Raw genomic sequence first — 26,931 nt, forward strand, 5'->3', positions numbered from 1 at the left:
CGGCGTCCGCGTCGCGCTGATGCTCGCGTCGACGCTGCACGCGATCGCGACGGGCAACCTCCTGCCGGCCGGCGTCGAGACCTACTGCATCGACATCAACCAGGCCGTCGTGACGAAGCTCGCCGACCGCGGGAGCCATCAAGCGCTCGGCATCGTGACCGATGTCGGGTTGTTCGTGCGCGAGCTGACATCGCACCTCTGTGCCTAACTGGGGTGGCCGCTACTTGATGTGTCCGGCCCGGCACTTCGGCGTGCTCTACGAGATCAACCCGTGGATGCACCGCGAGGTGGCGGTCGACCGGGAGCGGGCCCGGGAGCAGTGGGAGAACCTGCGGGCCACGCTGGAGCAGGCGGGTGCCACCATCGAGGTGCTGACGCCCCACCCCGATGTGCCCGACATGGTGTTCACCGCCAACGCCGGTCTGGTGAACGGCGACCAGTTCATCCCCTCGCGTTTCCGCCACCCCGAACGCCAAGGCGAAGTGCCCCACGACGTGGCGTGGTTCCAGGCCCACGGCTACCGCATCGACGAGCTGCCCCTCGGGGTGTCGCACGAAGGCGCAGGCGACGCGCTGCCCTTCGGCAACGTGTTGGTTTCGGGCTACCGCTTCCGCTCCGATGCCGCCTCGCACGCCTACCTGTCGCGGCTGACGGGCGCCGCCGTGCGCTCGGTGGAACTGATCGACGAACGCTTCTACCACCTCGACATCACGTTCTGTCCGCTCGACGAACGCCGCGCCATCGTCAACCCGCTGGCCTGGGACGACTACGGCCGTCGGGTCATGGCCGCGCTGGTGCCCGAGCCCCTCGTGCTGGAGCCCGACGAGGCGGCGTCGTTCTGCGCCAACGCCGTGGTGGTCGGCTCGGCGGTCGTCATGCACACCGTGCCGGTGCGCGTGGGCAAGCAACTCGAAGCGTGGGGGTTCGAGCCAGTCGCCTGCGACGTCGGCGAGTTCCTGAAGGCGGGCGGCGCCTGCCGCTGCCTGACGCTGGCCTTGGACGTGAAGCTGTAACCAGCCAAGAGGGGGGACATTGCGAAGGACGATCGTGACCGTGCTGGCGGCGTTGCTCTTGTCGTCGGCGTGCACTGACGACCGCCCGCCCGCGCGGCAAGCCGATGCGAGCGAATGCGCGTCACTGCACGACCGGTGGAACGCAGCCGACCCCGAAGGCGACGACGCCCGGCGCGTGCAGGGCGAATATCGAGGCCTCGGGTGTTACGCGAGCTGCGGCGAACTCAGTGCGGCGCGATCGTGCGGAGCACCGGCTACGACGACGTCGCTGTCGTCGAGGGAGGGTCGGACGCCGGTGACGGCACCACCGTTCCCTTCGCGGCTCACCGGCTATGCGCCGGACGGCGCACCGACCACAGCGTCGGTGCGGGTCTATGCCGAGGACGAAGGCTCGCTCGTGCCCGACTTCCCCGCCACCATGAACGGCTGCGGCAACGGCCGGAGCACCACCCGCTGGCGTTCGGTGGGCGAACCGGTGACCGCCGGGATCATCAGCTACATCGACGAGGGCGCCCACCGACGCGATGCCACCAAGCTGGAGACAGGCGTCGCCGGCCTGCTGACGACCGACAACCAGTGCGAGCAGCCCGTGTTCTTCAGTGCCGGCGGCGGCCTGGTCGACGTCACCGTGGAGTACGTGCACTGGCGCGCGGCGCCGTAGCACTTCAGGCCGCGAGCGGGAAGGTGCCGGGTGGTCGGGTGGTGCGGGTGCGGCCCCTTGGGTCGGTGACCACCAAGGTGCCATCCGGTTCGAGCTTCTCGGACCACGCCGGTTGGTGGCCCATGTGGTGGTGCCTGCTGCACTTGAGCACCAGGTTTTCGAGGCTCGTCGTACCGCCGTCGTGCCAGGGCACCACGTGGTGGGCCTCGCACCACTGCGACGGGCGGTCGCACCCCTCGAACCGGCAGTGCCGGTCGCGCAGCACGAGCGCCGACCACAACGGGGCCGGAATGGTGCGCGTCGACGTGCCGTAGTCGAGGATGGTGCTGCGCCCGTCGGTCACCACCCGGTGGATGGCCGCGTCGCAGGCCAGCGCCTGCACCGACGCACCGTCGAGCAAGCCGCCGCCCACGAAGCTGCCGCCCTTGCCCCGCACCAGGGCGTCGTAATCGACCACCACGTTGAGATGCGGCCGGTGCCGTCCGCCACGACGACCGCTCTGGTGGTCGAGGAAGAACCTGCACACGTCGACCAGCGCGTCGGCGCGGCGCTGCGACGGCAGCACGTCGGGGTCGTCGACCATCGCCAACCGCAATGCGGTGGCCACCGTTTCGCCGCTCAGCGCGTCGAGTGATCCCGTCAGTTCCCATTGGCCGTCCAACGTCTGCGACAGGTGGACGCCCTTCTCGAACGTCGGCTCGATGTCGAGCATGGCCTTCCACTGCTGCATGGCCAACGCGGTGTCGGCGACCGACAGGTCGACCAGCGCGGGCACCACCGCCGGCTCGTGCTCCGCAAACTCCGGCGTGGCGTTGCGCACGATGGCCTGCACCTGGCCGCCCGACAGCGCCCCCGACAACCACGCCTCGCTCGTCAGCGGCAACGCCCGGAGCTTCTTTGCCGTCGAAGCCACCGTCTTCGCGTTGCTCGACGTCATGCCTGCGTGGTGACGGAGCCAGGCCGTCATCGAGGTGGCTCCGTCGAGCTCCCACAGTGCCTCGGCGTCGAACTCGCCGATCACCCGCGACACCTTGGCGTTGAGCAGGTCGACCAGCTTCAGCACCTCGGCCAAGGCGTCGCCGTCGAGGGGAACGTCCGGTGCTTCTACTGCCTCGCGTAGTGCGGCGATCACCTGTTCATCGTACACATGTTCGATCGCCTCAGCAAGGGATTTTCCCTTGTAAATAAAGGGAATTTACGCCGCGAAGGCTCGCCACAACTCCGCGTAGCTGCCCCCGCGCGCCAAGAGGTCGTCGTGGCTGCCGTCCTCCACCACGCGGCCGTCGTCGACGACGACGATCCGGTCGGCGGTCATGGCCGTCTGCAACCGGTGGGCGATGAGCAGCGTGGTACGCCCCTCGGCCACAACCTGCATGGCCCGCTGCACCCGCGCCTCGGTGGCCAGGTCGAGGTTGGAGGTGGCCTCGTCGAGCAGCAGGATGCGGGGGTCGACCAGCCGGGCCCGGGCCAAGGCGATCAACTGGCGCTGCCCTGACGACAGCGAGCGGCCCCGTTCGGTCACCGGCTCCAGGTACCCACCCGACAACCCGGCGATGAAGTCGTGCGCACCGACGGCCCGCGCCGCCGCCTCCACCTCGGCGTCGGAAGCATCGGGGCGCCCGTAGGCGATGTTGTCGCGAATCGTCCCCGAGAACAGGAACGCCTCCTGGGGCACGTACCCCAACTGCTGCCGGTAGGCGCCGAGGTCGACGTCGGTCAGCGCCACGCCGTCGACCAGCACCTGTCCCCGGCTGGGGTCGTAGAACCGGGCCACCAGCTTCACCAGCGTCGACTTCCCCGCGCCCGTCTCCCCCACCAACGCCACCGTCTCCCCCGGCCGCACCACCAGGTCGACGCCCCGCAGCGCGTCGTCGACTGCCGTCGGGTACCGGAACCACACGTCGTCGAAGCGCACCTCGCCCCGCAACGACGGGAGCACCACCGGCGACGCGGGCACGGGCGTCGACGTCGGCGTGGCCATGAGCTCGTCGATCTTCTCCATCGACGCTTGCGCCTGCTGGTAGGTATCGAACACCTGCGACAGGTTCTGCACCGGCGCGAACAGGTTGTCGATGTAGAGGACGAACGCCACCACCGCACCGGCCGTCACCGCGTCGCGGGTGATGAGGTACGACCCCACGCCGAGCACCACGGCTCCCGCCACCTCGGAGAGGAAGTCGACGAACGGGAAGTACAACGACACCAGCCGCTGCGCCCCCATGCGTGACTCGCGGTAGTCCTCGGCGACGCCGCGGAACTCGTCGCTGTTGCGCTTCTCCCGCGCATACGCCTGGGCCACGCGCACGCCCGACAGGCTCTCCTGCAAGTTGGCGTTCACCACGGCGATGCGGTCGCGGGCCTGCACGTAGGCCCGAGCCGAGGCCCGCCGGAACAACACGGTGGCCAGCACCAGCGGCGGCACCACCGTGAACACGGCCAAGCTCAGCCGGGGGTTGATGACGACCATCACCACGGCCACGGCCACGAACCCCAACAGGCTCACCACGGCGTTGACCAAGCCGGTCTGCAGCAACGTCGACAGCGCCTCCACATCGGTGGTCATCCGGGTCATCACCCGGCCCGCCATCTCCCGGTCGTAGAAGTCGATGCCCAGCCGCTGGAGGTGGGCGAAGATGCGGATGCGCAGGGCGAACAGCAGCCGCTCTACGGTGCGCCCCGTCTGCACGGTCATGGCCCAGATGACCACCCAGTCGACCAACGCCACGCCGAGGAACCCGACGGCCGCCCACCACAGCACCGACTCGTTTTGCGCCACCACCCCGTGGTCGAGGGCCACCCGCACCAGGGCGGGGCCCGCCACCGTCGCCAGGGTGTCGACCACCACCAGCGACAGCCCGAGCAACAGCGCGCCGAGGTAGGGCCGCACGAACCGACGTAAGCGGAAGCGAGGGTCGTGGCCCGCTTCGGCCACCACGTCGATGTGCGGCTGGTCGTCGGCCGGCGGCAGCCCGTCGAGGCGGGCCAGCAGGTCGGGCGTGGGCGACAGGTTCCCCATGCCACCGCCCGGCCCGCCGTGCATGAACCCCATGCCCGCCGGTTGCACCTCGGCCCGGGCCACTGGTGCCTCGCCCCGCTTGCGCCACGCGTCGGCCGTCACCACCGGCGGCTCGGCCTCGCAGTCGTCCCCCGGCCCCGACAGCAGTGTGCGGTACAGCGCCGAGCGTTCGAGCAGTTCCTCGTGCGTGCCCTCGTCGGCCACCTGTCCGCCGTCGACCACCACGATGCGATCGGCCAATCGCAGGGTCGAGCGGCGGTGCGCCACCAACAGCGTGGTGCGGCCCTGCATCAACCGGCGCAGGGTGTCGTGGATCTCCTCCTCCACCCGGCTGTCGACCGACGAGGTGGCGTCGTCGAGCACGAGGATGCGGGGGTCGGTCAGCAGCGCCCGGGCCAAGGCAACGCGCTGGCGCTGGCCGCCCGACAAGGTCAGCCCCCGCTCGCCCACCACGGTGTCGTAGCCGTCGGGCAACGCCTCGATGAAGGCATCGGCCTCGGCGGCCACCGCAGCCGCTCGCACCTCGGCGTCGGTGGCGTCGGGCCTGCCGTAGGCGATGTTGGCCCGCACCGTGTCGGAGAACAGGAAGCTCTCCTCGAACACCACGCCGATCTGGCGGCGCAACGACTCGAAGCTCACGTCGCGCACGTCGATGCCGTCGACCCGCACGGCGCCGTCCTGCACGTCGTAGAACCGGGGCAGCAGCAACGACACCGTCGACTTGCCCGATCCCGACGCACCCACCAGCGCCACCGTCTCGCCGGGCGCCACCCGCAACGAGAAGCCCCGCAACACCGGCTCGGAGCGCAGGTACCCAAAGGTCACGCCGTCGAAGACGACGTCGCCCTGCAACCCCGGCAACACCGAGGCATCGGGGCGCTCGCGTACCACCGGGTTGGAGTCGAGCAGTTCGAAGATGCGCTCGGCTCCCGCACGCGCTTGCTGCGCCACGGCCAGCAGCACGGCGAACATGCGCATGGGCGCCATCAGCTGCACCAGGTACGACGAGAAGGCCAGGAACGTGCCGATGCTGATGCGCCCCCGCAACGCCAGCCACCCGCCCAAGGCGAGGATGGCCACATGGCCCAACTGGGGCAGGGTCAGCAGCGCGGCGGAGAAGCGGCCCTGGATGCGCACCAACCTGACCCTCGACGCGTAGAGCTTTTCCGACTGGCCCACCAAGCGGTCGAGCTCGCGAGCCTCTTGGCCGAAGCCCTTCACCACTCGCACGCCTGCCACCGCTTCGTCGACCACGCCCGCCACCTCGGCGGCGCGCTGCTGGGCGTCCCAACTGGCGGGGAACACGCTGGTGCGCAGCTTCATGGCCGCGGCCAGCACCAGCGGGATCACCAAGAGCACGACGACGGTCAGCAACGGCGACAAGAAGGCCATGACGATCACGGCCACCACGAGCATCACGACGTTGCCGGTCATCAACGGCAGGAAGCTGAGGAGCCCGAAGACCAAGCCCACGTCGGAGTTGGCCCGCGACACGAGTTGGCCCGTCTGCATCTCGTCGTGGCGGGCGAAGTCGAGGCGTTGCAACCGGTCGTAGATCGCCGTGCGCAGGTCGTGCTGCACGTCGAGGGCCACCCGCCCGCCGCGGTAGCGGCGCACGAAGGCAGCGCCGAACTTGGCCACGGCGAAGGCCAGCATCAGCACCAACCACGGCGCCAGCGGGCGGCGCTGAGCCAAGAGCACGTCGTCGACGACGACCTTGCGCACCAGTGGCGTCAGCCCGGCCACCACCATGCCGCCCACGGCGGCGGCGAACGATGCCACCGCGTCGCGTCGGTGGGCCAGCACGAACGGCGCCAGCCGCCGGATCCACCCGGGCGGCTTGGTCACCGCTGCAGCGGGTTCATTGCTGCTCGCGCGCCCGGACCCGGCGCACGATCCCCCAGGTGACGACAGCGAAGGCGATCGACACCAGCGCCAGCACCGAGTGCACGACCTTGAAGCCGACGCTGCGGTCGTCGCCGAGCATGTTCCAGATGCGGGTGGCCCACACCCACACCGTCCACCCGGCAAAGGCCCGCAGCACCAACGCTTCTCGACGGTTCACGGCCGCCGACGCTACTGCGGCAGAAAACTTGACCGCGTGGTCAAGTAGAGTCCCGCCATGATCTCTGAAGCGGAATTTCTGGACGAGGCGAGGGCATTCCTCGACGCCAACGCCAAGCCCCGCAGCGAGGAGCGCAGCGCCTGGGGCGAAGGCTCCGACCAAGTCGGCCTGCTCCCGGAGAAGACGCCCGAGCAAGAGCGGGCCGAGGTGGCCGAGGCCAAGGCCTGGCGCACACGGGTGTTCGACGCAGGCTTCGGCTGGGTCAGCGGCCCGACGCAGTACGGCGGACGCGGGCTGCCCGCTTCCTACGAGCGGGCGTGGCAGGCGCTGGCCGCCACGTACGACACGCCCTCGGGCACAGTGTTCGGCATCGGCCTCGGCATGGTCGCCCCCACGATCCTGGCCCACGCCACCGACGCCGCCAAAGAGCGGTACCTGCACGACCTCTACCGGGGCGAGATCATCGCCTGCCAGCTCTTCAGCGAGCCGGGGGCGGGCTCCGACCTGGCCGGGCTGCAGAGCCGGGCGGTGCGCGACGGCGACGAATGGGTGATCACCGGCCAGAAGGTCTGGACCTCAGGCGCCCAGTACTCCGACATCGGCGAGATCGTCTGCCGCACCGACCCCGACCTGCCCAAGCACAAGGGGCTGACGGCGTTCATCGTCGACATGAAGGCCCCCGGCGTCGAGGTGCGGCCGCTGCGCCAGATGACCGGCGGGTGCTCGTTCAACGAGGTCTTCTTCACCGAGGTGCGGGTGCCCGACGACCATCGGTTGGGCGATGTCAACCAAGGCTGGACGGTGGCCCTCACCACCCTCATGAACGAGCGGGCGGCCATCGGCGGCGGCGGGGCGGGCGGCGGCTCGATCATGAACCCGTCGCGGCTCGTCGACCTCTTGCGCCACCTGGGCAAGGACGACGACCCGCTGCTGCGCCAGCAGTTGGCCGACTACTACGTGCACAACACGGTGGCCCGGTGGACCAGCCAGCGGGCGCTGGCCTCGCTGCAGGCGGGCGGCCTTCCCGGCCCCGAACTGTCGACAGCCAAGCTCGCCCTGACCCACAACATGCAGCGCATGTCGCGCCTGGTGGAGCGGGCGCTGGGGCCGCGCATCCTGGCCGACACCGGCGAGTGGGGCACCTACGCCTGGAGCGAGTTCATCCTCGGCGTGCCGGGCATGCGGGTGGCGGGCGGCACCGACGAAGTCATGCGCAACATCGTCGGGGAGCGGGTGCTGGGCCTGCCCAAGGAGCCCAGCGCCAACTAGTGCTCCGTCCAGGAACCTTGGCCGCGTGGCATGGCGAAGCGGCGGCGCCGCTCGGAAGGCGCGACGACGAAGGAATACCTGGAAGGTATTTCGAGGAGGAGCAACGCCGCGAGCGGGGTCGCTGGTCGCCAGGACATCGCAAAGGTTTCTGGACGGGGCACTAAAAAGCGCTCACCTTCACCCCGCCCTGCTGCGGCTTTCCAACCGGCTCACCAGCCGCAGCAGGGGCAGGGTGATCACCAAGTAGGCCAGCCCGCCCGCCACCAGCGGCGAGGTGTTGGCCCGGGTGTTCACCAGGTCGCGGGCGAACTTGAGGATCTCCTTTCCGCCCGCCACCGTCCCGAGCACGGCCAGCAGCGAGGTGTCCTTGAACAGGGCGAGCAACTCGTTGGTCAGGGGGGGCACCACGATGCGAAATGCCTGGGGCATGACGACGTGGCGCATCACCACCCGGTTCGGCATGCCCAAGGACCGGGCGGCCTCGGTCTGGCCCCACGGCACGGCCTCGATGCCCGCTCGCAGCGTCTCGGCGATGTAGGCCGAGTACACCAACGACAGGGCCAGGCACCCAGGCGTGTACCGCGGGTAGGGGAACTGGATGCCCGTGGCGATGGGCAGCCCGAAGCCGATGAACACGATGGTGAGGAGGGCGGGCAGCCCCCGCATCACGTCGATGTAGACGGCCGCGGGCCATCGCAGCAGCCGCGTACGGCTGAGCCGCATGAGGGCCAGCACCAAGCCGAAGGTGATGCCCCCGAGAAAGCTGAAGAACGTGAAGACGAGCGTGTTCTTCATCGCCTCGATGAGGAGGCCGGGGAACATGTCTGCGATGACCTCGAGGTTGAAGAACTCCTCGAGGAAGTCGTTCACTGTTGACCGAGGTAGGTGCGCAGGATGCTGTTGTAGGTGTCGTCCTGGCGGATGCGGGCCAAGGCGTCGTTGATGGCCTTCTTCAGGTCGTCACGGCCCTTCTTCAGAACGATGCCGTACTGCTCCTTCTGGTCCTCGAACTTCTTGGTCACCACCGTCTCGCCCGACACCTTGGCGTTGTAGGCGTTGACCGGGAAGTCCTGGAGGACGGCGTCGACCTGGGACGACTTGAGGGCGGCGAAGAGGTCGTCGGCCCCTTCGAACTCCTTCACCGTGTAGCCGTTGGCCCCCGACTGCGCTTTGGCGTAGTCGAGGCCGGTGGTCCCGGACTGCACGCCGACCGTGCGCCCTCGCAGCGCCGGCAGGTCGGCGTACTTCGACTCGTCGGCCTTGCGCACAAGCAAGCTCTGCACGATGTCGTAGTAGCCGTCGGAGAAGTCGAGGGTCTTCTTGCGCTCGTCGGTGATCGACACCGACGAGGCGATCACGTCGCACTGGCCCGCTTCCATGGCGGCGAAGATGCCGCTGAAGTCGGTGTCGCGGAACTCGGCTATCAGGCCCAGTCGACCGCCGACGGCCCGCATGATGTCGGCGTCGATGCCCACGACCTTGCCGTCCTCCTCGTACTCGAAGGGGGCGTAGGGGACGTCGCTGCAGACGGTGATCTTGCCTGCGGCGACGAGCTTGAGGTTGCGGCCCTGCTCGGCGGTGCCGCCCACCTTCTGGTTGGGAGCGTTGGTGTCGGGGGGCCCGCCGCCGTTGTTGTCGCTGTCGCCGTCGTCACCACAAGCGGCGCCGACCAGCGCCAGCAGCAGTACGAGCAGAACGGTCTTGAGCTTGGTCATTCGGTACCTCATGTCTCGAGCGAAAGGGCCTGTTGGACGGGCGACGGTGCCCGGCCACCCCACGGCAGGTGTTCCATGAATACCCACGAACGCCGATGAATCGACGTGGGCCCCCAGGCGCGCAGTGCCATCTTGTGGCGTGGGCACGGATAGCCCTTGTTGAGATCGAAGTCGTAGCCGGGGAAATGCTCGGCCTCGGCCCGCATCAGACGGTCACGCGTGACCTTGGCCAGGATCGACGCCGCCGAGATCGACAGGCAGGTGGCGTCGCCCTTGACGATCCTCCGGGTGGTGCCCATGCCGACGAAGTCCCAACGGCCGTCGATGAGCACGTAGTCGGGCGTGAGGCCGAGCCCGTCGATGGCCCGCCGGGCGGCCAGCTTCTGGGCCGCCGACATGCCCAGGCGGTCGCACTCTTCCTGGCTGGCATGGCCTACGGCCCACGCCCGGCACCAGCCGGCGATGCGGTCGAACATGGCTTCGCGCTCGGGCTCGGTGAGCATCTTGGAATCGCGCACCTTGTAGACCCGCTTGTCGACCGGCAGCACGGCGGCGCCCACGCTGATGGGGCCTGCCCAGGCGCCGCGGCCGACCTCGTCGACGCCGACCACCACGTCGTGGCCCTCGGCCCACAGGGCGCGCTCGACCGACAGGCTGGGCGACTTGGCCTTGATGGCGGTGCGCAAGGGGGAGACGCGGGGCGCCGGCGCCATGGGGGCCGAGGCTACCCGAGGACCACGCCCGCCGGACCGGCAGCCACTTCACCCACCACGAAGAACCCGGCCGGGACGGGGGCCGTCGGCGGCAGCGCGGCGAGCAGGCCGCCAGAGGTCTGCGGGTCGTAGGCCAGCGCCTCGACCGCCGCAGGGGCCGTGCTGGTGACGTGGCCCGCCAGCGCCTCCCGGTTGCGGGCATCGGCGCCGGTGCGGGTGCCCGCTTCGGCGGCCAGCAGGGCGCCGGGGTACAAGGGCAGGGCGGCGGCGTCGAAGCGCAACGTCACGCCCCCGCTCTGCGCCATCTCCCAGGCGTGTCCCAGCAGGCCGTAGCCGGTGACGTCGGTGACGGCATGGGGCAACCCCGTGAGCTGCTCGGCGGCGACCCGGTTGAGGGTGCGCATGCCGCCGACGGCCGCCCGCTTGTCGGCCTCGCTCCCGCCCGCCAGCACGATCCCCGTCCCCAACGGCTTCGACAGCACGAGCACGTCGCCGGGCTGCGCGCCCGCCTTGGTCCAAATGCGGTCGGGGTGCACGAGGCCCTGCACGGCGAGGCCGAAGATGGGCTCCTCGGACCGGATGGTGTGGCCGCCCGCCACCACGCCCCCCGCTTCGGCCACCGTGCGGGCGGCGGCCTCGAAGATGGCCTGCACAACGGCTGTGGGCAGCCGCTCGGGGAAGGCCGCCACGTTGAGGGCGAGCACCACCCTCCCGCCCATGGCGAACACGTCGCTGCAGGCGTTGGCGGCGGCGATGGTGCCGAAGTCGTCGGGGTCGTCGACCAGGGGCGGGAAGAAGTCGGTGGTCGACACCAGGGCCAGGTCGTCGGTGAGGCGGACCACGGCGGCGTCGTCGTAGGGGGCGAGGCCCACGAGCAGTCCGGCCTCGTCGGCGGCCAATTGGGCCACCAGCGCCCGCAGGGGCGCCGCCCCCCACTTGGCCGCGCAGCCGCCGCACGACGTCCACTCCGTAAGGCGCAGGTCAGGCACTGTTTCCGAACTGGACATCGCTATCACCTTGCAGGCTCGTGTTTTCCGGCGCAGGATGAGGGGGGTAAGGGCACCATTTGCGCAGAGTCAGGGGGCCAACGGTGGCAAACGTTTCTGCGATCGACGTGGTGGTGGAAGAACGGCTGAAGCCCGGCACCCGGGTCGAGGTGCGGAGCCGGTTCGAGGACCGGTGGTCGCGGGGGTTCGAGGTCGCCGAGGTACTGCCCGACGGCTACCGCCTGCTGCGCCTGTCCGACCTCACAGTGCTGCCCGCCGTCTTCGGCGAGGGCGACGTCCGCCGGCAGCGCAAGCAAGGTCTCTGGTGGGCCTGAGTGCTCCGTCCGGGGACGGAGCACTAGCCCCGTAAGGCGTCGATGTAGTCGTCGACGGGGATAGCCGACATCGTCAGCGTCTTGACGGTGCCGCGCGCCCCGAGCACCAGCGCCACCTTGGCCATGACCTTCTCGTCGGGGGCGTCGAGCACGTTGAGGAAGTCGTAGGGGCCGAGCAAGGCGAACTGCTCGAGCACCTGCACCCCCAACGCCTCCACCTCGGCGTTCACCGCCTTGACCCGCTCGGGGTTCTCCCGCAGCGTCGCCGCCCCCTCAGGGCCGAGCGTGGACAGCATGATGAACTTCGGCATGGGCGAACGCTAACCGACGCGAGCGATTTGCTCGCGTTCGTCTTCGTCGGGCTCGGTGGCCAGGAAGGCGTCGAGCAGCTCCCGGGCCACAGGCGGCGACGTGAGCCGCAACCCCAAGGCCAACACGTTGGCGTCGTTCCAGCGACGGGCACCTCGGGCCGTCTCGGCGTCGGTGCACAAGGCGGCCCGCACACCGGGGACCTTGTTGGCCGCCATCGACACGCCCGTGCCCGTCCAGCAGCACACCACGCCGCGGTCGGCCTGGCCGGAGGCGACGGCCTCCCCCACTGCCCGCCCGACGTCGGCCCACTTCTCGCCGTCGGCCACGACCTGCACCTCGTGGCCGCGGGCGCGGAGCTCGTCGACCACCTCGTCGGTGACGGGCGTGCGCTCGTCGGTGCCGAACACGATCCGCATGGCCGTCCAGCGTACGGCGGCAGAACGGGCAGAATCGTCGGGTGCTCAAGTCCAACGATCCCTGTTGGTGCGGGAGCGGGCGGAAGTTCAAGCGGTGCCACAAGGAGGCCGCCGCGGTGCGTCCGGGACGGCTGTCGCCGATGCGCCCGGTGCCCGACCACATCGCCCGCCCGCCCTACGCGGCGACGGGCGAGCCGCTGCCCTGGGACGAGCCCTTGGTGAAGTCGCCCGAGGTGCTCGACCGCATGCGGCGGGCCGGGCGCTTGGCCGCCTCGGTGCTGCGATCGGTGGGCGAGGCCGTCGCACCCGGCGTCACCACCGACGCCCTCGACGAATTGGCGCACTCGCTCATCGTGGAGGCGGGCGCCTACCCCAGCCCGCTGAACTACCACGGCTACCCCAAGTCGCTCTGCACGTCGGTGAACGAGGTCATCTGCCACGGCATCCCCGACGACCGCCCGTTGGCGGACGGCGACATCGTGAACCTCGACGTGACCGTGTACCTCGACGGCGTGCACGGTGACACCAACGCCACCTTCCTTGTCGGCGCCGTCGACCCCGCGTCGCAGCGGCTGGTCGAGGTGACCCGGGAGTGCCTCGACCGCGGCATCGCGGCGGTGCGGCCGGGGCGGCCGGTGTCCGACATCGGCCGTGCCATCGCCGAGCACGCCGAGGGCTTGGGCTACGGCGTGGTGCGGGCCTTCGTGGGCCACGGCATCGGCGAGCAGTTCCACACCGCCCTGCACGTGCCCCACTACTTCGAGCCGGCCGTCGACACAGTGATGGAACCGGGCATGACGTTCACCATCGAACCGATGATCACCATGGGCGACTGGCGCCACGTGCTGTGGGACGACGGCTGGACGGCGGTCACCCGCGACGGCCGGCGGACCGCCCAGTTCGAGCACACGCTCGCCGTGACCGATGGCGGAGCGGAGGTGCTCACCCTGTGCGACGCGTAGCGATCGTCCCCCACACCCACTGGGACCGCGAGTGGTACGCGCCGTACCAGACGTTCCGGCTGCGCCTCGTCGACCTGCTCGACGACCTGCTGCCCCGGCTGGAGGCCGACCTGTCGTACGCCCGCTTCCTGCTCGACGGGCAGATGGCGGTGGTCGACGACTACCTGGAGGTGCGCCCCGACGCCGAGGCGGCGTTGCGGCGACTGGCCGCCGCGGGCCGGTTGTCGATGGGGCCGTGGTACATCCTCATGGACGAGTTCCTCGTCTCCGGCGAGACCATCGTGCGCAACCTACAGCGAGGCCTGGTACGAGCGGCCTCCTTCGGCGGCGCCTCGATGGTGGGCTACCTGCCCGACATGTTCGGCCACATCGCCCAGATGCCCCAGCTGTTGCAGCAGGCGGGCTTGTCGCATGCAGTGGTGTGGCGGGGCGTGCCGGGCGCCGTCGACAAGACGGCGTTCTGGTGGTCGGCCCCCGACGGCTCGACAGTGCGGGCCGAGTACCTGGTGAAGGGCTACGGCAACGGCGCCGCCATCCCCGACGACGCCAAGGCATTGGTGCGGCGGGTGGCCGCGCACGAGGCGGAGATCGAGTCGTTCCTGCTCGACGGGATGCTGTTCATGAACGGGACCGACCACCAGCTGCCGCAGGCGTGGCTGGGGCGAGTGGTGGCCGAGGCCAACGAGCTGCAGTCCGACTACCGCCTGGAGGTCACGTCGTTGGCCGAGTACCTGGCCGACGCCCCGGTTGACGGGCTCCCGTCGTGGACGGGCGAGATGCGCTCGGGTGCCCGCATCAACCTGTTGATGGGCGTGGCGTCCAACCGGGTCGACGTGAAGCAGGCCGCGGCCCGGGCGGAACGGGCCTTGGAGCGCCGGGCCGAGCCCTTGTGCGCGCTGTTCCTCGACCGCTGGCCGGGCGAACTGCTCGACGTGGCGTGGCGCGAGGTGATCCGCAATTCGGCCCACGACTCGGTGTGCGCGTGCTCGGCCGACGAGGTGGTCGATGCCGTGCTCGTGCGCTACGCCGAGGCCCGCCAGGTCGCCGAGGGACTGGCCACCCGGGCGCTCGACGCGTTGGGCGCCTCCATGGCCTCGGCGGGCGTCGTGGTGGTCAACCCGTCGGCCCGCAGGCGCAGCGGCCTCATCGAGTTGCTGCTGCCGGGGGCGGGGCCGGTGGAAGGCGCCCAACTGCTCTCGTCGCGGACGGCGACATTGGCCGAGCACCGCATGGCCGGACGCGACCTGGGCAGCATCCTCGGCCAGATCCGCTCGCAACAGCTCGACGCCGACACCTACGTCAACGCCATCCGGGTGGAGGAGACCGACGACGGCCTCGACATCGTCATCGAGGCCGACGCCCGCCTGCGCACCGAGTTCCTGGTGGAGGAGACCAAACGCGACCTGTACGCCCGGGCGGGGGCCAACCCCGACTCGCCGGTGCGAGTGCGCATCGAACAGCCACCGTCGATCCGGGTGCTGGCCCGAGTGGAGGACGTGCCCGGCTTCGGGTGGACCATGTGGGCGGCTGAACCCTCCGCGGTGGCCCCGGTCGTGGCGGACGGGCAGTCGCTGTCGAACGGGTTGGTGTCGGTGGCCGCGGCCGAGGACGGCACCTTCGCCGTCGACGGCGTCGCCGGCTTCGGCCGGTTGGTCGACAGCCTCGACCACGGCGACACCTACAACTACTCGCCCCCTGAGGTCGACGACGTGGTCGACACGCCGGTGTCGGTCGACTGCTCGGTCATCGAGCGCGGCCCCATGCGAGGGATCCTGCGGGTGCTGCGTTCGTACCGGTGGCAGGGCCACGAGGTCGTCGTGTCCACCGACGTGGAGGTGCAGGCGGGCGAGCCCTACATGCGGGTGCGCACATGGTTCGACAACCCGGTGGGCGACCACCGCCTGCGGGCGTTGTTCCCGGTGGCCGCCACCACGTCGCGCGCCGAGTGCGCCTTCGCCGTCGTGACCCGGGGGCTCACTGCCGAGGGCGGCCCCACCGAAGAACCGCTACCCACCTTTCCGTCGCGCCGCTTCGTGCAGGCGGGCGACCTCACGCTGGTGCACGAAGGGCTGCTGGAGTACGAACTGGTCGACGAAGGCAGCGCCCTGGCGCTCACGCTGCTGCGGGCCACCGGCATGTTGTCGCGGGTGGAAATGGCCTACCGCCCACTGCCCGCAGGCCCGCCGATGCCGCTGCGAGGCCCGCAGATGATCGGGCCGGTGGAGGCTCGTTACGCCCTGTGTGTGCGCCCCGTCGACCCGTATGCAATGGTCGACGACGTGTTCCTTCCCCTTGAAGTCGGCCGCAGCGCGGGCGGCGGCGCCCGGCCCGACAGCGGTTCCGCGCTGGAGGTCACCGGCGCCGAGGTGTCGGCCGTTGTGCGTGTTGAGGGCGGGATGGAGGTGCGGGTCTTCAACCCCGGCGACCGCCCGACGACTGTCTCGTTCGGCCGGCGATCGGGGTGGCTGGTCGACCTGCGCGCGCAGCCGGTGGAGCGTTTCGACGGCGGCTTCGAACTGCGCCCCTTCGGCATCGCCACCGCCCGCATCTGATGGGGCACACGCTCCGAACCACCCTGGTCTCCTGCGCGGTCGTGGCCGCCTCGCTGGCCCCGACGTCGCCGGCGCGTGCCGACGTCCCCCACTTCGGTTCGTTGTCGCGAGCGGCCACCGACCCCCGCATCGTGGGCATGGCGGCCACGCCCGCCAAGGACGGGTACCGCCTGGTGGCGGCCGACGGCGGGGTGTTCACCTTCGGGCGGGCGTCGTTCCACGGATCGATGGGGGGCAAACCACTCCACCGGCCGATCGTCGGCATTGCGAGCACCCCCTCAGGCGCGGGCTACTGGCTGGTGGCGTCCGACGGCGGCATCTTCGCCTTCGGCGACGCACCCTTCCTGGGGTCGACGGGCGGGCGCCCGCTGAACCAGCCGGTGGTGGGCATGGCGGCCACCCGCTCAGGCCGGGGCTACTGGCTGGTGGCATCCGACGGCGGCATCTTCACCTTCGGCGACGCCCGCTTCTGGGGCTCCACCGGCGGCACACGGCTAAACCGGCCCGTCGTCGGCATGGCGGCCACCCCGTGGGGCGGGGGGTACTGGCTGGTGGCCTCCGACGGCGGCATCTTCACCTTCGGCGACGCACCGTTCCTGGGGTCGATGGGCGGCACCCCGTTGCACCGGCCGGTGGTGGCCATGACGGCCACGTCGTCGGGCCGGGGCTATCGCATGGTCGGCAGCGACGGCGGCATCTTCACCTTCGGTGACGCCGCCTTCTTCGGGGCGTGGCGGCACATGGCGTCGGGCGACGCCGCCACAGCCATCGTCGACGGCGGCAAGGCGGGCGGGTACTGGGTGGTGCAGCGCTCGGGCCGGGTGGCGGCCCTGCCCGCCGAGATCGACATCGAGCTCGACGTCTTCCGCCGGGTGAACGACGAGCGCCGGGCACGCGGCATCGCCGCGCTGGTGTGGGACGAGCGGCTGGCCGCCATGGCCCGCGACTGGAGCCGGGAGATGGCTCGCCGCAACACCCTGTTCCACCGGTCGAGCCTGTCGACGCCGGGCTTCGCGGGCATGGGCGAGAACGTCTTCGTGTCGGGCTCTAGCGGCTTCGACCTCCGCACGTTCCCGACCAGCGGCACCGCCCATACAACGTGGATGCAGTCGAGCGGGCACCGTCACAACATCCTGCAGCCCGGCTACGACGCCGCGGGCATCGGCGCCTACTGCGCCCCCAACGGCCGCCTGTGGGCGGTGGAGAACTTCGGGCGGTACTCCGGCTCGTCGCGCCCCGGCTACACCCAGTCGGCGCCGCCGCTGCACCCCTTCGCCCGCCCCGACGGCGGTGGCCCCACGTGCACCGGGGAGAGCCGCAGCTAACCGGCCACGTGCTGGGCGAGCAGGGCCTCGCCCCGGAACTCGGTCGTCGACCAAGCGGGGTCGAGGCCGGGAGCGCTCAAGCGCACCGACTCCACGCCGGGGTGCGGCACCAGCTCCCACAACAACGCCGGGCGCTCCCCGTGCCAGCGCACGGCAAACGACAGCAGCCCGTAGTGGGTCGGCGCGTCGTGCACCTCGATCCCCTGCCCCGCCCACTCCTCGGGCAGCATCGAGCACAGAGCCAAGCCGCCGTCGCCGTCGAGCTCGCGCACCAGCAGCATGCGCACGAACGACAGGAAGTCGGCCGCCGCCCAGCCGTGGTGGCCGTCGCCCATGCAGCCGGTGCCCAACTGCGGGTGGATGGCTTCGGGCCACGTAAAGGTGTCGGTGGCCGCGCTCACCATCCACGCCAGACGCTGCAGCGCCCGCCTGTCGCCTGCGGCGAGCTCCACGGCGGCCAACTGCAAGGTGAGGTACGTGCCCAGCCCGGTGTGGGAGATGCCCTGGAAGAAGGCGTCGCCGATGGAGAACTGCTGCCGCACCAACTCGGCGGTGGCGACCACGGCGGGGTCGGTGGGGGCCAGCACGCCCAACGGCGAACACGCCACCAACGAGCCGATGACACCGGGGTCGAGGCGGCGCCGCGGCCCGGCGGGCATGGCGTCGGTGCCCAAGCGCTCGCGCACGAGGGCGAGCGACTCATGCAGCGCGGCCCGCAACGACGCCGCCCACTCGTCTGCCTGGGCGGCGGCGTCGGTCTCCCCGCACGCCCGCAACAACTCAGCGCCGTCGAGCAGCCCCCGCAACGACCAGAACGAGTCCCAGTAGTAGAAGTCGAAGGGTCCGAGGTGCTCGGCCGAGATCGACGCAGGCATGAGGCCGCGCAACGCCGGGTCGTCGCGCCGGCGCTTGCCCCCGCGCTTGCGTTCGATCCACTGCACGGCGGCGGTCACCACCAACGGGTCGATCACCGAGGTGTCGCGGTGCAGCCGCCAGTGCTCGGCCATGGCGAACAGTGCAGCGCCGTTGGCGTCCCACTCCTGGCGCTGCGAGAAGAAGAAGCCGTCGGAGCGCATGCGCGAGGGGAAGTGGGCGATGACCTCGGCCGACTCGGCGGCGAAGCCGTAGCGGTCGAGGGCAGCCAGCATGTAGGCCGCATCGCGGAACCAGAAGCGGTGGTACGTGTACGGCCCCGGCACGATCTCGTTGCCGTCGTGGAACAACAGGATGTAGCGCCGATTGGCGGCCACGGCGTCGGCCAGCCGGCCCGCCGGCAGCTCCAGGCGCATGCCGCGGTCGGACTGGGCCTGCCAGCCACGGGCCACGTCGGCGCCCGAGGGCAGCGCGGCGGGCATCGAGGGCAGCCGTTCCACCCGGCGCCGGGTGAGCCCCTTGCGCCGGGTGCGGCGCGATGCGGCCAGCGGCACGGCGACACGCAGGACCGCGGTGTGGGGCAGCGGGAACAGGAACGCCGCTTGGGCCAAGCCCACGTCGCAACGCAACGGGTCGGGTAACGACGAGCTCGCCTCCCCCGCGGTCACGAGGTGGGCAGAGTCGCCGTCGTGGAAGGTCGAGCCCGCCATGCGGGCGGGCGCCTTGGGGAACAGCAGGGCGGGACGGCCGTCGACCGTGACCACGTTGTCGACCAGGCGGATGCGCTCCACGATGGCGAGGCCCTCGGGGTTGTAGGGGCGCACGGCCAAGGCGACCGCGAAGGGCACGGGCGAGCGGTTCTCGATCTCCACCACCACGAGCTCTTCGACGCCGGGCACGGCGTAGACGCGCTGGGCGGCGTCGCCCCCGGGCACCCGCAGCAGCGTCTCCACCACCGGCGAGTTGTCGACCAACTGCTGGCGCACGCCCGCCTCACGCGAGGGGAAGTGCCAGCGGTCCTCGGCGCCGATCCACCAGTCGAGCGACCATCCGTCGAACCACGGCGTCACCAGCCCCCGGGGGTCGACGATGGCCTCGCGGGGCGAACCCACGTTGCCGACCATGGTCCAGTTGCGGCCGGTGAGGTTGGTCAGCAGCGGCACGTGCCCGCGGGGCACGAAGGCGGGCGAACGCGGATCGATCTGGCGCTCCAGCCAGTGCGGCCACACCCAGTCGACGCCGAGTTGCGCGGCTGCTCGGGTGCGCACGCCCCGGAACAACGTGCGGGCACCGACGGGCAGCAGTTCACCGGGAAGCTCCACCTCCACCGCCTCGCCCAGCCGCTGAAAGGTCGAGAGGTGGCGCACGATGTCGTCGTCGATGCGGAAGTGGCCCATGGCGCGGCGCAGCGCCCACGTCTTGATCCCCACTAGTGCTTGATTCCGTGGAGCTCCGGCTTGGCCTCGCGGCGCATGAGCGACGGGATGACCTCCGCCGCCTTCTTGCCTTCGTAGAGCACGGCCACCACCTGCTCGGCGATGGGCATCTCCACGCCGACCCGGGCCGCCAGGTCGACGACGGCGCGCGACGTCTTCACGCCCTCGGCCACCATCTTCATCTCGGCGGTGATCTCTTCGATGGTGCGGCCCTTGCCCAGTTCTTCCCCCACGTAGCGGTTGCGGCTCTGGTGGCTGATGCAGGTGGCGACAAGGTCGCCCATGCCCGCCAGGCCGGAGAACGTCAGCGGCTCGCCGCCCAGGGCCACGCCGAGGCGGGTGAGCTCGGCCAGGCCTCGGGTGATCAAGGCGGCACGGGTGTTGTCGCCGAATCCCATGCCGTCGGCCATGCCCGAGGCGATGGCCATGACGTTCTTCAACGCCCCTGCCACCTCGCAGCCCACCAAGTCGGCGTTGGTGTAGACCCGAAAGGCATCGGTGGAGAACACCTTTTGGAGCTCGTCGGACAGGGCGTCGTCGGTCGTCGCCACCACCGACGCCGCGGGCTGGCCCGCCACGATCTCCTTGGCCAGGTTGGGTCCGGTGAGCACGCCCGTGGGGCGCCCGGGCGCCACCTCGGCCACCACTTCGGTCATGCGCTTGAGCGTCTGCTGCTCGACGCCCTTGGCCAACGAGATGACCGGCAATCCCTCGGCCAGGAACGGGACCGCTTCGGCCAGGATGTCGCGGAAGCCGTGCGAAGGCACGCCCATGACGACCACCGATGCCCCTTCGACCGCTTCCTCCAGCGAGGAGGTGCCCGACAGCGCCGGGGGCAGTTCGACGTCGGGCAGATAGGCGCTGTTGCAGTGCCGCTCGGTGATGTCGGCCGCCAGTTCGGGACGACGAGCCCACAGCACGGTCGGGACTTTCGACGCGGCGATGGCGGCAACGGCCGTCCCCCACGATCCCGCCCCGATCACCGCCACTCGCCTCGTCACAACGCTCACCATAGTTAGGCTCGTGTCGTGGCCCTCGTCGCCGCCGTGCTCGTGCCGGTCAAGGCTTTCGATCGGGCCAAGGTCCGCCTGGCCCCGGCGTTGCCCGCGCCCGAACGCGCGGCACTGGCCCGCGTCATGGCCGAAGGCGTGCTGCGCGCCGCGGGCGACCTCCGCTGCGCGGTGGTGTGCGACGACCCCGCCGTCGCCGACTGGGCGCGGGCGCAGGGCGTCGAGGTGGTGTGGGCGCCGGGACGCGGCCTTAACGGCGCCGTGCAGCACGGCGTGGAGCACTTGGCGGCGTCCGGCGTCGACCACGTGACCGTGGCCCACAGCGACCTGCCGCTGGCCGACGACCTCACCTGGGTGGCCCGCTTCGCCGGCGTGACGATCGTGCCCGACCGCCACGACAAAGGCAGCAACGTCGTCGGCGTGCCCACGGCCGCGGGCTTCCGCTTCGCCTACGGCGCCGGTTCGTTCGCCCGCCACTGCGCCGAAGCCCGCCGGCTGCGCCTGGCCTTGCGCATCTCCCGGCGGGCGCCGCTCACGTGGGACGTCGACGTGCCCGCCGACCTCGACTACTCCCGGAGAGCCTCGTGAAGACGCCCGAACGCGCCCTCGCCATCGCCGCCCACCCCGACGACGTGGAGTTCGGTGCGGGCGGCACCTTGGCCAAGTGGGCGAGCCAAGGCTGCGAGATCTTCCACCTGGTGTGCACCGACGGCAGCAAGGGCTCGTGGGACCCGGCCGAGGACACCGCCCGCTTGGTGGCCGTGCGCCAAGAAGAACAACGCGCCGCCTCGCGTGCGCTGGGCGGCAAGGGCGAAGTCGTCTTCCTGGGGTGGCCCGACGGCGAACTCGAATGCGGCCTGCGCCAGCGATGGGAAGTGGCGTACTGGATCCGCAAGCTGCGGCCCGACGTGGTGCTGGGCCACGACCCATGGAAGCGCTACCGCCTCCACCCCGACCATCGCAACGCGGGCTTCCTGGCCTGCGACGGCATCGTGGCCGCACGCGACCCCCACTTCTTCCCCGAGCAGGAGCAGGCGCCGCACCGGCCCACAACCCTGTTGCTGTGGGAAGCCGACGAGCCCGACCACGTAGAGGACATCAGCACGTCGTTCGACGCCAAGGTGGCGGCGTTGCTCGAGCACCGCAGCCAGCTCGTCACCACCATGCACATCGACGACCCCGACCACGCCGAGCCCTTCCGACGGCGCATGGAAGAACGGGCGGCCGAGCACGGCGAGCTCGCGGGCCTGGCGCGAGGCGAGGCCTTCAAGCGCATCACCGACCTCTGAACGCGAAGAAAGGGCCCCCGAAGGGGCCCCTCCTTCGATCGAGCTAGCGCTTTGCTGCCTTCTTGGCCGGAGCCTTCTTGGCAGCAGTGGCCTTCTTGGCGGGCGCCTTCTTCGCAGGCGTTGCCTTCTTGGCCGGAGCCTTCTTGGCGGCAGTGGCCTTCTTGGCCGGTGCCTTCTTGGCCGGGGTGGCCTTCTTGGCGGGCGCCTTCTTCGCAGGCGTCGCCTTCTTGGCCGGAGCCTTCTTGGCCGGGGTGGCCTTCTTGGCCGGAGCCTTCTTGGCCGGGGTGGCCTTCTTGGCCGGCGCCTTCTTCGCAGGCGTTGCCTTCTTGGCGGGCGCCTTCTTGGCCGGAGCCTTCTTCGCAGGCGCGGCCTTCTTGGCCGGGCTCGCCTTCTTGGTGGCGCTCTTCGTGGCGGTCTTCTTGGCCGCCGCCGTGGTCTTCTTCGCAGGGGTTGCAGGGCTCATTAGGGAAGTGCCCGCCTTTCGCTAACGCTTCTTGGTGGACTTTGCGGCCTTCTTGGCCGGGGCCTTCTTTGCACTACCTGCTGCGGCGGCCTTCTTGGCCGGTGCTGCCTTCTTCGCCGGTGCGGCTTTCTTGGCCGGTGCGGCTTTCTTGGCCGGTGCTGCCTTCTTGGCAGCGGCCTTCTTGGCACCCGTGTTCAGTTCGCTCTTGAACGCGGCGGACGGCGCGAAGCGGACGCCCTTGGAGGCGGCGATCTTCACGGGCGCCCCGGTCTGGGGGTTGCGGCCCGTGCGAGCAGCTCGCGAGGTCGGGTTGAAGATCCCGAACCCGGAGATCGACACCTTGTTGCCTGCCTTCACGTCGCTCATCACTCCAGAGACGAACGCGTTGACCGCGGCCTCCGCAGTACGACGATCGAGACCGGCTGCGTCTCTCACGTGCTCGACGAGTTCGGATTTGTTCACCGCCACCTCCATGGCTCAGGGGAAGTACCTTGCAAATGAAAGAGGAATGGGCGCGCAAGGTCAAGCATTTCCCCTTGTGGCACAAGGGTTTTCGAAACGGCCCCTCGGAAAAGTCCTTGTGGGCAAAGGGGTTTTCGGCATGAGCCTTCTCGAAGACGGAACCTACGACGTGGTCGTGATCGACGCGAACGAAGACGACGACGGCGTCGTGCACGTCGAAGTCACCGTCGTCAGCGGCGTCGAGAAAGGCAACGTCGTTCGCCTCTCCGGACCACGCGGACGACGCGACGCGACCGACCTGCTCGGCCTTCCGGCGACGTTGGACGTGGTCGACGGCGCGCCGCGATTGCGCTTGTAGCTCCTCGCGCCACCGACTCGCTGCTACCGTCCCAACTCGTCAACCGGGGAGCCCGTCAGGGCTGAGAGGGGTGCAACGCACCCGACCCGCCGAACCTGCTCCGGGTAATGCCGGCGAAGGGAGCCACAGACATGAGTGCACCGACCGTCCCGCGGAACGACGCGGAAGTCCCCCTGACCCTGCAGGAGGCCCCGCCTCGGCTGCTCGGCCTGGTCGACCAGGTGGCGCTGTGGGGCAACCTCGGCATCTCCATCCTCTTGTTGTTGAGCGCCACCTTCGTGCTGGCGCCCGACCCCACACTGCCGCCGCTGTCGCTCGCCGCCGCCCTCGTCGCCGTGGGCGTGGGCGCAGTGATCGGCAACCTGTTGCTCGGCCTGGGCGCGGTGCCCGGCGCCGAAACGGGCGCGCCGGCCATGGTCCTGCTGCGCGGCATGTTCGGTTGGCGCGGGTCGTGGGTGCCCACTGCGTTCAACGTGGCCCAGAACGTGGGCTGGGCCACCTTCGAGGTCTGGATCATCGCCGAGTCGGCCACCCGCCTGACCGACGACCGCTTCCGCCCCGCCTTCGTGGTGGCCGCGGGCGCCGTCGCCACCCTCATGGCCCTGCGGCCGCTCGGCGTGGTGCGCGGCTACATCAAGAAGGTGGCGGTGTGGGCGGTGCTGCTGTCGACCGCCTACTTGTTCGTGCGGGTGCTCGGCCGTCCGCTGCCCCCGTTCGGCCAAGGCTCGTGGCAGGCCTTCTGGAAAGGCACCGACATCGTCATCGCCCTGCCCATCTCGTGGATCCCCTTGGCCGCCGACTACACCCGCCACTCCCGCACCGCCAAGGCCGCCTTCGGCGGGGCGTTCCTCGGCTACGGAGCGGCGACGCTGGCCTTCTTCAGCCTCGGCGTGCTCGCCTACGCCAGCTTCGCCCTGGAAGCGGCGCCCGGCGAGCAGGTCGACGTCATCGCGTCGGTGCTGGCGCTGCCCGTCGGCGGGCTGGCGCTGCTCATCCTCGTGCTCGACGAGCTCGACGAGGTGTTCGCCAACATCTACTCGACCACCGTGTCGGTGCAGAACGTGCAGCCCCGCATCGACCGGCGGGTGGTCACGGTCGGCGTGGGCGTCGTCGCCACCGCGTTGGCCATGACGTTCGACATGATGGCCTACGAGGGCTTCCTCCTCTTGATCGGCTCCGTGTTCGTGCCGCTGTTCGCCACCTTCGCCGTCGACTACTACATCCTGCGGCGGGGCCGGTGGGACGTCTCCGAAAGCGCCCGCCCCCGCTGGGAGATGGCCGTGCCGTGGATCGCCGGCTTCGTCGTCTACCAGTTGGTGAACCCCGGCATCGTGGGGTGGTGGCAGCGGTGGTGGAGCGGGCTGGGCTTCACGGCGCCGACGTGGGCCAGTGCGTCGTTGAGCTCGTTCGCCGTTGCAGCACTCCTGGCGTTCGTCATCGGACGGGCCCGCCGCTGACCTGAACGTTTGGCAGCGCCCACTCCGGGCACAACTGCGCGCGGTGAGTGAAAACATTGCGATCGGCGGGGCAGGGCGACGATTCCCGCGCCTACCCGACCTTCATGTGACGAAGCTTCGGGTGCTGCTGGCCGTCCTCGCCGTGTTCGTGCTCGTCGCCGTGGTGCCGCCGCTGCGCAACGCGGCGGCCATGGTCGTGAGCAAGGTCATCCTCGCCGTGGCCTCGCCGTGGGCACCGAGCATCGGCAACTTCGACGACCTGCCCCAGGGCACCAAGGTGCTGGCCGCCGACGGCAGCGTGCTGGCCGAGCTCAACGGCACCCAGCGCCGGGAGCCGGTCAAGCTCGACGCCCTGCCCGACCACGTGCCCCAGGCCGTGTTGGCCGCCGAGGACGCCGACTTCTACGAACACGGCGGCGTCGACCCGGGCGCCGTGGTGCGCGCCGCCATCCGTACCGCCCAAGGACGCACGCAGGGCGGCAGCACGATCACCCAGCAGCTGGCCAAGATCAACTACACGAACTCGGAGCGAACCGGCTTCCGCAAGCTGCGTGAGGTGCAGTACGCCGTGCGCCTCGAGAAGAAGTACTCCAAGGACGAGCTGCTCGAGCGCTACCTCAACCAGGTGTACTTCGGCGACGGCGCCTACGGCATCGCCGCTGCGGCCGACACGTTCTTCGGGGTGCCGCCCGAGCAGCTGACGCCCGCGCAGGCCGCCACCTTGGCAGGCAAGATCAAGTCGCCCGAGGGGCTCGACCCCCACGACAGCCCCCAAGAGGTGGCGGCTCGGCGCGACACAGTGCTCAAGGCCATGGAGGAGCACGGCTGGCTCGACGACGCCGGCCTGGAGCAGGCCCTCGCCACCCCGCTGGCCGTGATGCCCGAGCGGCCCACCGTCGACGCCGTGGCCCGCGCCCCGCACTTCGTGGAGTACGTGAAACGCGAGGCGGCAGGCATCGAGGCGCTGGGCGGATCGCCCGAAGGCCGCGGCAGCCAGTTGGTCAACGGCGGCTACACCATCGAGACCACCCTCGACCCCGTCGCCTTCGACGCCGCCACCCAGGCCGTGCAGTCGAACTTGGCCGGCCCCACCGACCCCGCCACTGCCGTCGTCACCGTCAAGCCCGGCGACGGCGCCATCACCACCTTGTTCGGCGGCCTCAACTTCCAGCGCAAGTTCGACGTGGCCAGCCAGGGCCGACGCCAGCCCGGCTCGGCCTTCAAGCCCTTTGTCTACTTGGCCTCCCTGCGCGACGGCATCGACCCTCGTTCCACCTTGGAGTCGGGCGGGCCCATCGAGTTGGAGTACCGAGGCGAGCGGTACCCGGTCGACAACTACACCGAGGGCAAGGGCGGCGGCCCTATGACCATCGACGAGGCCATGGTGCACTCGGTCAACGTGATCTTCGCCCAGCTCATCCTCGAAGCAGGCCCGCCCAACGTGGCCCGCACTGCCGAGTCGGTGGGCATCCCCGATGTCAACGAGGACCCGGCCATCGCCCTCGGCGGCCTGCGCAAGGGCGCCACCCCGCTGGAGATGGCAGCCGCCTACGCCACCTTCACGGCCAAGGGCGTCTACGCCGAGCCCTATGCCATCACCCGCATCCGCAACCGCCACGGCGACGTCGTCTACACCTCCGAGCCCAAGACCAAGCAGGTCTTCGACCGCAAGGAAGTCGGCGTGCTCAACACAGCGCTGCTGCAGGTCGTGGAGCGGGGCACCGCCACCGCAGCGCGCATCGGCCGCCCGCTGGCGGGCAAGACGGGCACCACGCAGAACTACCACGACGCCTGGTTCGTGGGGTACGTCCCGCAGTTGTCGACGGCCGTGTGGGTGGGCAACCCCGACAAGCAGGAGCCCATGCTCGACGTGCACGGCCAGCGGGTGTCGGGCGGGTCGTTCCCGGCCCGCATCTTCGCCCAGTACATGCGCACCGCCGTCGCCGCCCTGCCGGTCGAACAGATCGACACAGCGCCGCCGGAGTCGCTCTCCCTCAAGCTGCTGAACGAGCCGCCGCCGCCAACGCTGCCCACCACCACCAGCAGTTCGTCGACGACGTCGTCGAGCACCACGTCGTCGTCGACCACCAGCACGACGGTCGTGGCGCCGCCCAGCACGACCACCACCACGAAGAAGAACACGACGACGACCTCCACGTCGACGTCGACCACCAGCACGACGGTCGCCTCCCAAACCAGCGGAGGCAAGGGGGGCTCGAAGTCCCCGCCGTAAGCGAGGTGTG

At 70.4% G+C, this 26,931-nt stretch carries 26 protein-coding genes and 1 riboswitch; of the genes, 13 read left to right on the forward strand and 13 right to left on the reverse strand.

Annotated elements, in window-relative coordinates:
- The 3 genes from VM938_02105 to VM938_02115 form a co-directional block, all read left to right on the forward strand.
- Positions 1-208, forward strand: a 208-nt coding sequence (locus VM938_02105; protein HVF73816.1) for a hypothetical protein, incomplete at its 5' end; no start/stop codon positions are given.
- Between the two features lie 19 nt (positions 209-227).
- Complete coding sequence (locus VM938_02110; protein HVF73817.1) at positions 228-1,013, forward strand: arginine deiminase-related protein; 786 nt, start codon at positions 228-230, stop codon at positions 1,011-1,013.
- A gap of 295 nt (positions 1,014-1,308) precedes the next feature.
- Positions 1,309-1,674, forward strand: a complete 366-nt coding sequence (locus VM938_02115) for a hypothetical protein (protein ID HVF73818.1) — start codon at positions 1,309-1,311, stop codon at positions 1,672-1,674.
- Positions 1,675-1,678: 4 nt separating this feature from the next.
- On the opposite strand, the gene VM938_02120 is transcribed toward VM938_02115, so the two are convergent.
- The 3 genes from VM938_02120 to VM938_02130 form a co-directional block, all read right to left on the reverse strand.
- The gene (locus VM938_02120; GenBank protein ID HVF73819.1) at positions 1,679-2,806 is read right to left on the reverse strand and encodes a DUF222 domain-containing protein; all 1,128 of its coding nucleotides are present in this window, start codon (positions 2,804-2,806) and stop codon (positions 1,679-1,681) included.
- A gap of 63 nt (positions 2,807-2,869) precedes the next feature.
- Positions 2,870-6,538: an ABC transporter ATP-binding protein gene (locus VM938_02125; GenBank protein HVF73820.1), complete on the reverse strand. Its 3,669-nt coding sequence runs from the start codon at positions 6,536-6,538 to the stop codon at positions 2,870-2,872.
- A 13-nt stretch (positions 6,539-6,551) separates the two neighbouring features.
- Entirely contained in the window at positions 6,552-6,755 is a 204-nt protein-coding gene (locus VM938_02130) for a hypothetical protein (GenBank protein ID HVF73821.1), read from the reverse strand.
- Between the two features lie 57 nt (positions 6,756-6,812).
- On the opposite strand from VM938_02130, the gene VM938_02135 reads away from it, so the two are divergent.
- A complete protein-coding gene (locus tag VM938_02135; protein HVF73822.1) occupies positions 6,813-8,024 on the forward strand; it encodes an acyl-CoA dehydrogenase family protein in 1,212 nt (403 codons plus the stop codon).
- A 177-nt stretch (positions 8,025-8,201) separates the two neighbouring features.
- Here the strand turns inward: VM938_02135 and VM938_02140 are convergent, their stop codons facing one another.
- From VM938_02140 to selD, 4 genes are read right to left on the reverse strand one after another with little or no spacing between them, the layout of a single operon-like run.
- The gene (locus VM938_02140; protein ID HVF73823.1) at positions 8,202-8,894 is read right to left on the reverse strand and encodes an amino acid ABC transporter permease; all 693 of its coding nucleotides are present in this window, start codon (positions 8,892-8,894) and stop codon (positions 8,202-8,204) included.
- Positions 8,891-9,739 (reverse strand): transporter substrate-binding domain-containing protein, encoded by an 849-nt coding sequence (locus VM938_02145; GenBank protein ID HVF73824.1) that lies wholly within the window; start codon positions 9,737-9,739, stop codon positions 8,891-8,893. The genes VM938_02140 and VM938_02145 overlap by 4 nt, the downstream gene beginning before the upstream one ends.
- A gap of 8 nt (positions 9,740-9,747) precedes the next feature.
- The gene (locus VM938_02150) at positions 9,748-10,452 is read right to left on the reverse strand and encodes a ribonuclease HII (GenBank protein HVF73825.1); all 705 of its coding nucleotides are present in this window, start codon (positions 10,450-10,452) and stop codon (positions 9,748-9,750) included.
- Positions 10,453-10,463: 11 nt separating this feature from the next.
- Positions 10,464-11,459: a selenide, water dikinase SelD gene (gene selD, locus VM938_02155; protein ID HVF73826.1), complete on the reverse strand. Its 996-nt coding sequence runs from the start codon at positions 11,457-11,459 to the stop codon at positions 10,464-10,466.
- An 83-nt stretch (positions 11,460-11,542) separates the two neighbouring features.
- Between selD and VM938_02160 the strand changes: the two genes are divergently transcribed.
- Complete coding sequence (locus VM938_02160) at positions 11,543-11,773, forward strand: hypothetical protein (protein HVF73827.1); 231 nt, start codon at positions 11,543-11,545, stop codon at positions 11,771-11,773.
- Positions 11,774-11,796: 23 nt separating this feature from the next.
- Here VM938_02160 and VM938_02165 read toward each other — a convergent pair whose 3' ends face one another.
- Both VM938_02165 and VM938_02170 read right to left on the reverse strand, forming a co-directional pair.
- The gene (locus tag VM938_02165; GenBank protein HVF73828.1) at positions 11,797-12,084 is read right to left on the reverse strand and encodes a GYD domain-containing protein; all 288 of its coding nucleotides are present in this window, start codon (positions 12,082-12,084) and stop codon (positions 11,797-11,799) included.
- Positions 12,085-12,093: 9 nt separating this feature from the next.
- Entirely contained in the window at positions 12,094-12,501 is a 408-nt protein-coding gene (locus VM938_02170) for an RpiB/LacA/LacB family sugar-phosphate isomerase (GenBank protein HVF73829.1), read from the reverse strand.
- Positions 12,502-12,542: 41 nt separating this feature from the next.
- Here VM938_02170 and map point away from each other — a divergent pair, with 41 nt between their 5' ends.
- Genes map through VM938_02185 form a run of 3 tightly spaced genes read left to right on the forward strand, consistent with a single transcriptional unit; the run spans position 12,543 to position 17,340 of the window.
- Positions 12,543-13,463 (forward strand): type I methionyl aminopeptidase, encoded by a 921-nt coding sequence (map, locus tag VM938_02175; protein ID HVF73830.1) that lies wholly within the window; start codon positions 12,543-12,545, stop codon positions 13,461-13,463.
- A complete protein-coding gene (locus tag VM938_02180) occupies positions 13,451-16,015 on the forward strand; it encodes a hypothetical protein (protein HVF73831.1) in 2,565 nt (854 codons plus the stop codon). Before map ends, VM938_02180 begins: the two co-directional genes overlap by 13 nt.
- The gene (locus VM938_02185) at positions 16,015-17,340 is read left to right on the forward strand and encodes a CAP domain-containing protein (GenBank protein ID HVF73832.1); all 1,326 of its coding nucleotides are present in this window, start codon (positions 16,015-16,017) and stop codon (positions 17,338-17,340) included. Before VM938_02180 ends, VM938_02185 begins: the two co-directional genes overlap by 1 nt.
- On the opposite strand, the gene VM938_02190 is transcribed toward VM938_02185, so the two are convergent.
- A complete protein-coding gene (locus VM938_02190) occupies positions 17,337-19,643 on the reverse strand; it encodes a hypothetical protein (protein ID HVF73833.1) in 2,307 nt (768 codons plus the stop codon). The genes VM938_02185 and VM938_02190 overlap by 4 nt on opposite strands.
- Positions 19,643-20,659 carry an NAD(P)H-dependent glycerol-3-phosphate dehydrogenase gene (locus tag VM938_02195; GenBank protein ID HVF73834.1) on the reverse strand — a complete coding sequence of 339 codons (1,017 nt, stop codon included), beginning with the start codon at positions 20,657-20,659 and terminating at the stop codon, positions 19,643-19,645. Before VM938_02195 ends, VM938_02190 begins: the two co-directional genes overlap by 1 nt.
- Before the next feature lie 18 nt (positions 20,660-20,677).
- Between VM938_02195 and cofC the strand changes: the two genes are divergently transcribed.
- Positions 20,678-21,247 carry a 2-phospho-L-lactate guanylyltransferase gene (gene cofC, locus VM938_02200; protein ID HVF73835.1) on the forward strand — a complete coding sequence of 190 codons (570 nt, stop codon included), beginning with the start codon at positions 20,678-20,680 and terminating at the stop codon, positions 21,245-21,247.
- Positions 21,244-21,948 (forward strand): PIG-L family deacetylase, encoded by a 705-nt coding sequence (locus VM938_02205; GenBank protein ID HVF73836.1) that lies wholly within the window; start codon positions 21,244-21,246, stop codon positions 21,946-21,948. Before cofC ends, VM938_02205 begins: the two co-directional genes overlap by 4 nt.
- Positions 21,949-21,991: 43 nt before the next feature.
- Here the strand turns inward: VM938_02205 and VM938_02210 are convergent, their stop codons facing one another.
- Positions 21,992-22,411: a hypothetical protein gene (locus VM938_02210; protein HVF73837.1), complete on the reverse strand. Its 420-nt coding sequence runs from the start codon at positions 22,409-22,411 to the stop codon at positions 21,992-21,994.
- A gap of 21 nt (positions 22,412-22,432) precedes the next feature.
- Positions 22,433-22,885, reverse strand: a complete 453-nt coding sequence (locus tag VM938_02215) for an HU family DNA-binding protein (protein HVF73838.1) — start codon at positions 22,883-22,885, stop codon at positions 22,433-22,435.
- A gap of 127 nt (positions 22,886-23,012) precedes the next feature.
- Here VM938_02215 and VM938_02220 point away from each other — a divergent pair, with 127 nt between their 5' ends.
- The 3 genes from VM938_02220 (at position 23,013) to VM938_02230 (ending at position 26,921) form a co-directional block, all read left to right on the forward strand.
- Complete coding sequence (locus tag VM938_02220; GenBank protein ID HVF73839.1) at positions 23,013-23,231, forward strand: hypothetical protein; 219 nt, start codon at positions 23,013-23,015, stop codon at positions 23,229-23,231.
- 34 nt (positions 23,232-23,265) lie between these two features.
- Positions 23,266-23,370: riboswitch (TPP riboswitch) on the forward strand.
- Positions 23,363-24,688 carry a cytosine permease gene (locus tag VM938_02225; GenBank protein ID HVF73840.1) on the forward strand — a complete coding sequence of 442 codons (1,326 nt, stop codon included), beginning with the start codon at positions 23,363-23,365 and terminating at the stop codon, positions 24,686-24,688. It overlaps the preceding riboswitch by 8 nt.
- Positions 24,689-24,794: 106 nt before the next feature.
- Positions 24,795-26,921: a transglycosylase domain-containing protein gene (locus VM938_02230; protein HVF73841.1), complete on the forward strand. Its 2,127-nt coding sequence runs from the start codon at positions 24,795-24,797 to the stop codon at positions 26,919-26,921.
- Positions 26,922-26,931 lie beyond the last annotated feature (10 nt).

Source organism: Acidimicrobiales bacterium (assembly GCA_035536915.1).
GTDB lineage: Bacteria > Actinomycetota > Acidimicrobiia > Acidimicrobiales > JAHWLA01 > JAHWLA01.